The organism is Polaribacter sp. (assembly GCF_039939415.1).
In the GTDB taxonomy this organism is placed as follows: Bacteria; Bacteroidota; Bacteroidia; order Flavobacteriales; family Flavobacteriaceae; genus Polaribacter.
Genome location: NZ_JBDVJE010000028.1, coordinates 1 through 7852, shown reverse-complemented (window position 1 = coordinate 7852; position 7852 = coordinate 1). Strand labels below are relative to the sequence as shown.

Here is a 7852-nt window from a genome sequence, read left to right as displayed (position 1 = left end):
TTCTAACTTAACTGTGCCTGAATTTGCTTGTAATTGATGCCAAATAGTTTTTAATTGTTGTTGCTGTTGACTTCCTAAATTTTCAACAGGACGTAATTTTGCGACTAAAGAAGTTTCTTTATTTGAAAAAATTAAACTAAAAATATTGTCTACATCTTCATACACAAATACAGCATTGGGATATTTTGTTGTCAAAAGTTCATTTAAATGACTTTTTATATTTTTCAGCTCTGTTTCTGATGCTGCTTCTACATATAGTGTCATTTCTGAACCTTTAGCATCTGCATTTTTATCTAGAATGAATTGCTGCGTGCCTACTAAAGCCGTTTGATTTATTAATTTTTCTTTAATAGGTTTTAAAATTTCTAGTACTCTACGTTTATTTTCATCTACATTAATGGGTTCGTTCCAATCTACTTTTAACAAAACTTCTGTACTTGTAAGTGCTGGTATTTGTGTTTTTGGCAAAATGCTAAACAATCCAATAACGGAAACTAAAAGGAGGATAATAATACTCCAAGAAGCCACTTGCTTTTTCATTACCCAACGAAATCCTTTTTCATACAAAACTGCATAATCTAAGGTGTTTATTTTGGATAAAAAATTAATTTCTTGTGCTATTACATCACTTTCTTTGCTGTGAAATAAGCGATATAATACAGGTAATAGTGTAATGGAAACAAAAAAGGAAATGAACAAACCAATACTTACAGCCATTGCTTGGTCGTAAAACAAAGCACCACTAATACCACTTAAAAAAACCAGTGGTAAAAAAACTGCACAGGTAGTTAATGCTGAACTTAATAATGGTTTTATAACTTCATTTGTTCCTAAAACGCAAGATTCTGATAAGTTGTAACCTCTTTCTCTATATTGAGTAATATTATCGATGACAATAATAGAATTGTCTATCATCAAACCAATTCCTAAAACCAATCCAGAAAGTGATATAATGTTTATAAAAATCCCTAAAAGATGAAAAAATAATAAACAAATAATAATTGAGGTTGGAATGGTAATTCCTATTAACAAGGGTGATTTCACATTTTTTAGAAATAAAAACATTACTGTAAATGCTAAAATCATTCCCCATAATAAACTTTGTAATAAATTATTTATGGCAATATCCAATAGCTTGGTTTGATCTCTAGTAATTGAGAAATTAATATGCTCGTAATCTTTTTTCAGGTTTTTTATTAGGTTATTTAAAGAAGTTTTTAAATCGCCCATTCTAGCATCACTTTGTTTTATGATTGCCATTGTAATCGCTTCGTCTCCATTAGACAAGACCAAACCGGTTCTTTTTTGCGGATGTTCTATAACTTCTGCAAGTTCTTTTAATTGATAAACTTTATTGTTTTTATTGATGTAAATAGATTTTACATCATTTATGGTGCTTAAAGAATTCCCTAAACGAACATCATATTGATATTGGTTATCTTTAATTAAAAGACTTCCTATATCTAAATCATTTGTTTTAATAACAGCCTCTAAATCATCTAAACGAATCCCTAAAGCATCTATCTTTTTCTGATCTACTTTTACTAAAATTTCTGAAGATACTAAACCACTAATATCAACCATAGCCACTTCGTTAATCTGTTCAATTCGTTTACGAATTACTTGATTAGAAAAACGGTTGAAATCTACAAATTCTTGAGAAACAGGAAATAAATCATCTATTTTATTAGTTGATGTTTTGTTATCTTTAGCAGATTCTTTAAGTGTCATACTTAAATAAAACACAGGAATATCTGTAGCATTCGCTTTTATCACCTTTGGGCGTTTGATGGTTTTTGGCAAACTCCCCATCATTCTATCTATCTTTTCATTTACCTCTATAAAAGCATAATCAATATTACTACCATGAGAAAAACTAAGTTTAATAATACCTAATTCATTGGTAGTTTCACTTTTTACATCTTTTAAATGACCTACTTGCATTAAACGAAATCGTAATGGCTTTACAATGGCATCTTCTAATTGTCTTGCAGACATATTATCTGCCTGGACTTGCACTGTAATTTCTGGAATGTCTATATCTGGCATTAATGAAACTGGTATAAAACCAAAAGCATAAACACCTAAGATTAAAATACCTAATGTTGTCATTAAAACAGCAATCGGTTTATGTATTAAAAATTTTACCATACAAATTTTAATAAACTATTAATTATTATTTTTAACGGTAATGGCACTATCGTGCGCTAAATTTAAATTGTTAGAAACAATAATAGTATCTCCAGGTTTTAATGATGCACTACTCTTGTCTGGATTTGGAATCACCGAATAAGATGTGCTATTTTCTAACGTAGTTAAAATATAAGTCCAATACGCTTTCCCGTTTTTAACGGTAAATAACACCTCTTGATTATCTCTTAAAACTACAGCAGATTTAGGTACAACAAATTGATCTGTAATGTCTTTTTTAATAAACACCTTCACATTCATCCCTTCCAATAAACCACCATCATTCTTTATTTGGGCTCTAATGAGGATAGTACCATCTTTTTCAACTTGTGGATTTATGGTAATAACTTTTCCTTTATACGTTTTATTTGAAGCAAAAGGTTCAATCGTAATTTCATCTTTCACCTTAATGTCTTTAAGTTCCGATTCTATTACATAAAATTCCACCTCAAAAACAGCATCATTTATTAAAGTAAGAAATTCTTTACCAGAATTAATTTGATCGTATTTTTTACTATTCATATTCGCTACTTTACCACTAAATGGAGCAATTAATTTGGTAGACTTCAAATCGAATTGTGCATTTTTTAACTGATGCAACGCATTTTTATAACCAGACTTAATGGCCATCATTTCGTATTCCTTTTCAGGGATTTCTTCTTTATTCTCTGAATTAAATCCACGTCTTATTTGTAAATCATTAAATTCTAAAGTAGCTTGCTTTAAGTCTATCTCTGCTTTGGTTACTTTTTGTTGATACGTAAAAGCATCTAAACTGGCTAACAGTTGTCCATTTTTAACAAAAGCTCCATTTTTTACGTAAATTCTATTAAGTTTCTCACTCACTTTAAATTTTAGTTCGCTTTTTTCTAACGCTACAAGTCGTCCATTACTAACTAATTCTTTTTTAAAAACACCTTTTTCTAAAACAAGAATATTTACTTCGTTCTTATCTGGGAGGTATTCTTTTTTTGTAATTGATTCTTCTTTGGTTTCTTTAGGTTTGGTGCAGTTTATTAAAACACTAATGCAAATCAATAAAAAAAAACATTTACTTAAATACTCGTTTCTCCTATTCATTATTATTTTTGTTTATAATTACTTATTATCTTTTTCATTTCTGTTTTTATTTCTTTAATGGCTGTTGATGGTATTTTTATATCCTTTTCTAAAATAGTTTTTGCCATTGTAATTGCCTTTTCTTTTTGTCCAATTTCTTCATAGAGTTTCGCTAATAAATACAATGGATAAAACCTTATAGGTATCATATTAGCTGCATTTTTATAAGCTATTTCTGCTTTATGATATTGTTTTAGGTTTTTATAAGAATCTCCCAAAGCAGTCTCTATAATAGTAGTATTTAAATGGTTTTTTGCTTGCTCTAAAATTTCTATCGCTTTTTTATCTTGTTTGTTTATAGAAAGTGTTTTGCCGTAATTCATTAAAAAATCTCCATTGTTTTTTAATTCTGGATACGCTTTTTCGTATTCTTCTATTGCACTTTCATAATCGCCATATTGATAACTAATTAATGCTAACTTCCAGTTTTTAAAACTATTATCTAATTTAGATATATAATTAAAGCTAAAAAAAGCCACAATTAAAATACCAACTAGTGCAAATCCTTTTAGAATTGGGTTTTTGAATTTTATTTTAGTTTTCTCAAATAAAATTATTTTATTAATACTTAACTTAGCAAGACTTGCTAATAAAACAACTATAACAAGTTTAATAGGTAGAATTTGCATAGGATAAGAAAAGAAAGCAAATACACAAATAGTTAGTAAACTTAGTTTTAAAATGACACTTAAATAATCATTTTCTTTTATCGCTTTAGATTTAATAATAAAAGAAAGGACGATTATTAGTAGTACAAAGCCAACAAAACCATTTTCAGTAAAAAATTGAACAAACTCATTAAAAGCATAGTACGTATTATCTGCAACTAAAGCTTCTGTTGTTTCTCCAGACCTAATAAAATAATTAGCTTGGAAATTCATATAATACGCTTTAAAACGGTCAAATCCGACACCAAAAATTGGATTCCCTTTTATGAATTCTGTAGAAACTTTCCAAATAAATAATCGCCCATCAGACGATCCTTTTTTGAAATGATAAATACCAAATAAACTTATTCCTACAGAAAGAATTGTAACAATTATTAAAATTGTTTTTTTATAAGCATTAAGCTGTTTAAAGACCTTTTTTATAATTTGATAACGTGCCTCAAATAGTAATAAAGTACTTGCTAAAACAGCTAACCAAGATGCTCTAGATTGTGTTGCTAGTATTACTACAACAATACTTATAATACCAATTAAAGGAATATACTCAAATACATGTTTGATAAATGTACAAAGAATTAATTGCTTCTTTTTTATGTTAAGCAACACTTGCTCAGTTACTTTTTCTTTAAAAAGGTATAAACCTAGCGCTATAGGAAATACAGATACAAGAAACCCAGCATAAGGACCTGGATTAAAAAAACTTCCTGTGATCTTAAACCCTGAATGATTTGATGGGTAGAAGTTTAATAGTTGTAGGTTACCATATATAGCTTGAATTATACCTGAAATAATAATTGCTAATAACAGCAAATAAAAAGTAGTTTTATTAAAACATCTTGCTACTATGTAAACAAAGCTTAACTCTATTAATTCAATATAACGATTTGAAAAACTATACTCTGGTTGAAGTATGAATCTATTTATAGAAATGTAAATAAGTAAAGTAACTAAAGCTATGTCTAATAGAGATAAAACAATAAGCTGTCTTTTAGTTTTTATAAGTACAAAAACACAAATAATTAAAAAAATAATACAGAAATAACTAAATACTAAAAACTTACTTGTTATTGTTGATTGAGGATACTCTCTCATATTAATTTGTGGAATCCAAATTAATACCAGCATAAACAAGAAGGTAATTAATAAAACAGTTTTTTGTTTAGTTGAGGGAAACTTAAACATTGGAATAGACATTTTTCTTTAAATTTATTATTATTATTGAATAAAACAAAACCATAAAAGAATAATTTTAAATTACATCTTTTTTATTTTTACCTATAAAGCATTCAAAAACAACAACATAACAACAGAAAAACAAAAAAAACAGAGACATTAATGCCCATATATTGAGACAAAGAAGAAGAATATAGTAAGTTTACTAATTTTATCTTTTTATAAATTTGGACAATTTATTGGCATAAAACTGATTTTCAATTAAGATAATTCTTTACCTTCTTATACATAATGATAGATTATTAAGTTCAAATAAGAATAATAGATTCACTTTATAAAGCATCTATTCTTACACATAAAAAAAGACAGCACTTATAAAAAATACTGCCTTACAAATCAAAAAACTAAAATTATTTTTTTACAATTTTATATGTCTTAGAAAATGTGTTGCTATTTAGTTTTATCAAATAAATACCTTTTGAAAACTTGTTTAAGCTAACCTTAATTTGTCCTGTATTATTTGAAACTGTTTCACTTAAAATTCGCTGGCCGTTTATGGTATAAATTTCATATTGACTAAATGTAGAAACAGGAGCAGAAATGGTAAAAATATCAGTAACCGGATTTGGATAAATACTAACATTAATACTTTTATAATCACCTACTGACAATTGTTCTTCTCCTTGTAAAACCTGTACTTCTGCCAATGTTAAAGCACCTGTAACGTTTAGTTGTACCTTAACAATTCTTCCTTTTACATTATCTGCATTCATAGTAACCGCAGGATTTGGATATGTTGTATATGTTTTTGAAAAGACGGTTGCACCTGCATCATTAATAACAGATACTGTAAAGTTAGACATGACAGCCTTACAACAACCATCGGTTCTATTAAATACTTTAATATCTCCAATTACTTTATCATCACCTAAATCTACTTGCCACCAAGGATTTTCTTCATTATTCGTAACCGTAACAGAACCACCTCCATAATTTCCATTAATATCGCCATCAATAGCTAATTCTGGACCTTTGTCATAAGTAGGATTTGTTGATGATTGTGTTGCGGTACCCGTACTTGCTAAATTAATTACAGGTTTTAAATACTGAGACATGTAATAATAATTGGTATTAGTTAATGCTCCTGTACTTAAATAGATATTATTTCCTGCATTGTATACAACTAAGCCATCTACTTTATTTGCTATTGCAGCCTCTAATTTATTAACGGTTCCACTACCAGGATCATTATTTGCTTCAGAATCCCACATAGGCAAATTTTCTGCATCGGCAAGTGCTCTAAAGTCATCCCACAAGCCATCATTATGACCTAAATTATGAGATGTTGCAACAGTTATATAATCTGCTATATTGGTGTTTTTAAACATATCTATAGCAGCAGGAAGCCCCCAAGTACAAGGACCTATTAATGCTGCTCCGTTTAAACCATGATTAGAAAGTCTTTGATAAATTTCGTTAATTTGATTTACACTCCAAGTACTATTGGTAGCTCTACCATCTTCATTAAACGGATTCATCCATTTACATTCTGGGTATTCATTTGAAAACTCAATGATTCTATTTACTAGTTCATCAGTTGCCTCTTGCTTACCATTTACAGAAGTTGTGTTGGTAAGCGAATGATTAGCAATTCTAATACCACCTCCACCTTGTGCTGGATTAGCAAAAACATAAAACCCTTCTGCTATAGCTTGTTCGTAAAAATATTTCATAATAGCAGGTTGAGGGTTCACACTCACTCCTGTATTAGCATCTCTTGGAAAAATAGGAATACGAATACCATTAACCTTCATTTCTTTAAGGCCTTTCAATAAATTATCGGCTTGCTCTTCTGTTGTAACTGCACCAGTAATAAAGCGTTGCTTTACATCACCTATAACATAATCCATATCATTAGTATAGATAGTTTGGCTAAATACACTACTATTTATTCCAAATACCATTAGTACAACAAATATTCTTAGAATACTTTTATTTTTTTTCTCTGACATACCTCTACATTATGCAAAAATTACTTAAACTAACTAAAACTTACTAATTCTTAATGACCTTGTATGTTTTTGAAAAGGAATCACCGTTTAATTTTACAAAATAAATACCTTTTGAAAAATTACTTGTATTTACACTAACTTCCCTTAAATTAGTTTCTATTTTATTACTTAATATTTTCTGCCCATTAATATTGTATATGGATAATGAGTTAAAAATAGCCTTTGGAGAAACTATTTTCAACTCATTTACAAAAGGATTGGGGGACATAATAACATTAATATCTTTATAACCTGTAGTAGATAATACTTCATCAGAACCAAAAACTTGTACTTCTGCAAGCGTTAATGCACCAGTAGCATTTAATTGAACTTTAACAATTTGCCCATGAATACCTTCTGTATCAATAATAACAGAAGGGTCTGGATAATTAGTAAATGTTTCTGAAAAAACCTCTGTACCAGCATCATTAATAACGGATACTGTAAAATTAGACATTGCAGCTTTACAACATCCATCTGTTCTATTAAAAACTTTAATATAATCAATTGTTTTATCAGCACCTAAATCTACTTGCCACCAAGGGTTTTCTTCATTATTTGTAACAGTAACAGATCCTCCTCCATAATTTCCATTAATATCTCCATCAATGGCAAGAGAAGCTTCTTTATTATATGAAGGGTTTGTTGATG

General features: G+C 28.7%; 5 protein-coding genes. All 5 read right to left on the bottom strand.

Going from position 1 to position 7852, the window contains the following annotated elements:
• Positions 1–2151, bottom strand: a 2151-nt coding sequence (locus tag ABJG40_RS04300) for an efflux RND transporter permease subunit (protein WP_348023336.1), incomplete at its 3' end; no start/stop codon positions are given.
• An 18-nt stretch (positions 2152–2169) separates the two neighbouring features.
• Positions 2170–3228, bottom strand: a complete 1059-nt coding sequence (locus tag ABJG40_RS04295; RefSeq protein ID WP_348023335.1) for an efflux RND transporter periplasmic adaptor subunit — start codon at positions 3226–3228, stop codon at positions 2170–2172.
• Between the two features lie 44 nt (positions 3229–3272).
• Positions 3273–5102, bottom strand: coding sequence for an O-antigen ligase family protein (locus tag ABJG40_RS04290; protein WP_348023334.1), 1830 nt, complete (start codon positions 5100–5102; stop codon positions 3273–3275).
• Between the two features lie 458 nt (positions 5103–5560).
• A complete protein-coding gene (locus ABJG40_RS04285; protein WP_348023333.1) occupies positions 5561–7162 on the bottom strand; it encodes a T9SS type A sorting domain-containing protein in 1602 nt (533 codons plus the stop codon).
• Positions 7163–7205: 43 nt separating this feature from the next.
• The coding region (locus ABJG40_RS04280) for a discoidin domain-containing protein (protein ID WP_348023332.1) at positions 7206–7852 on the bottom strand (647 nt) is incomplete at its 5' end.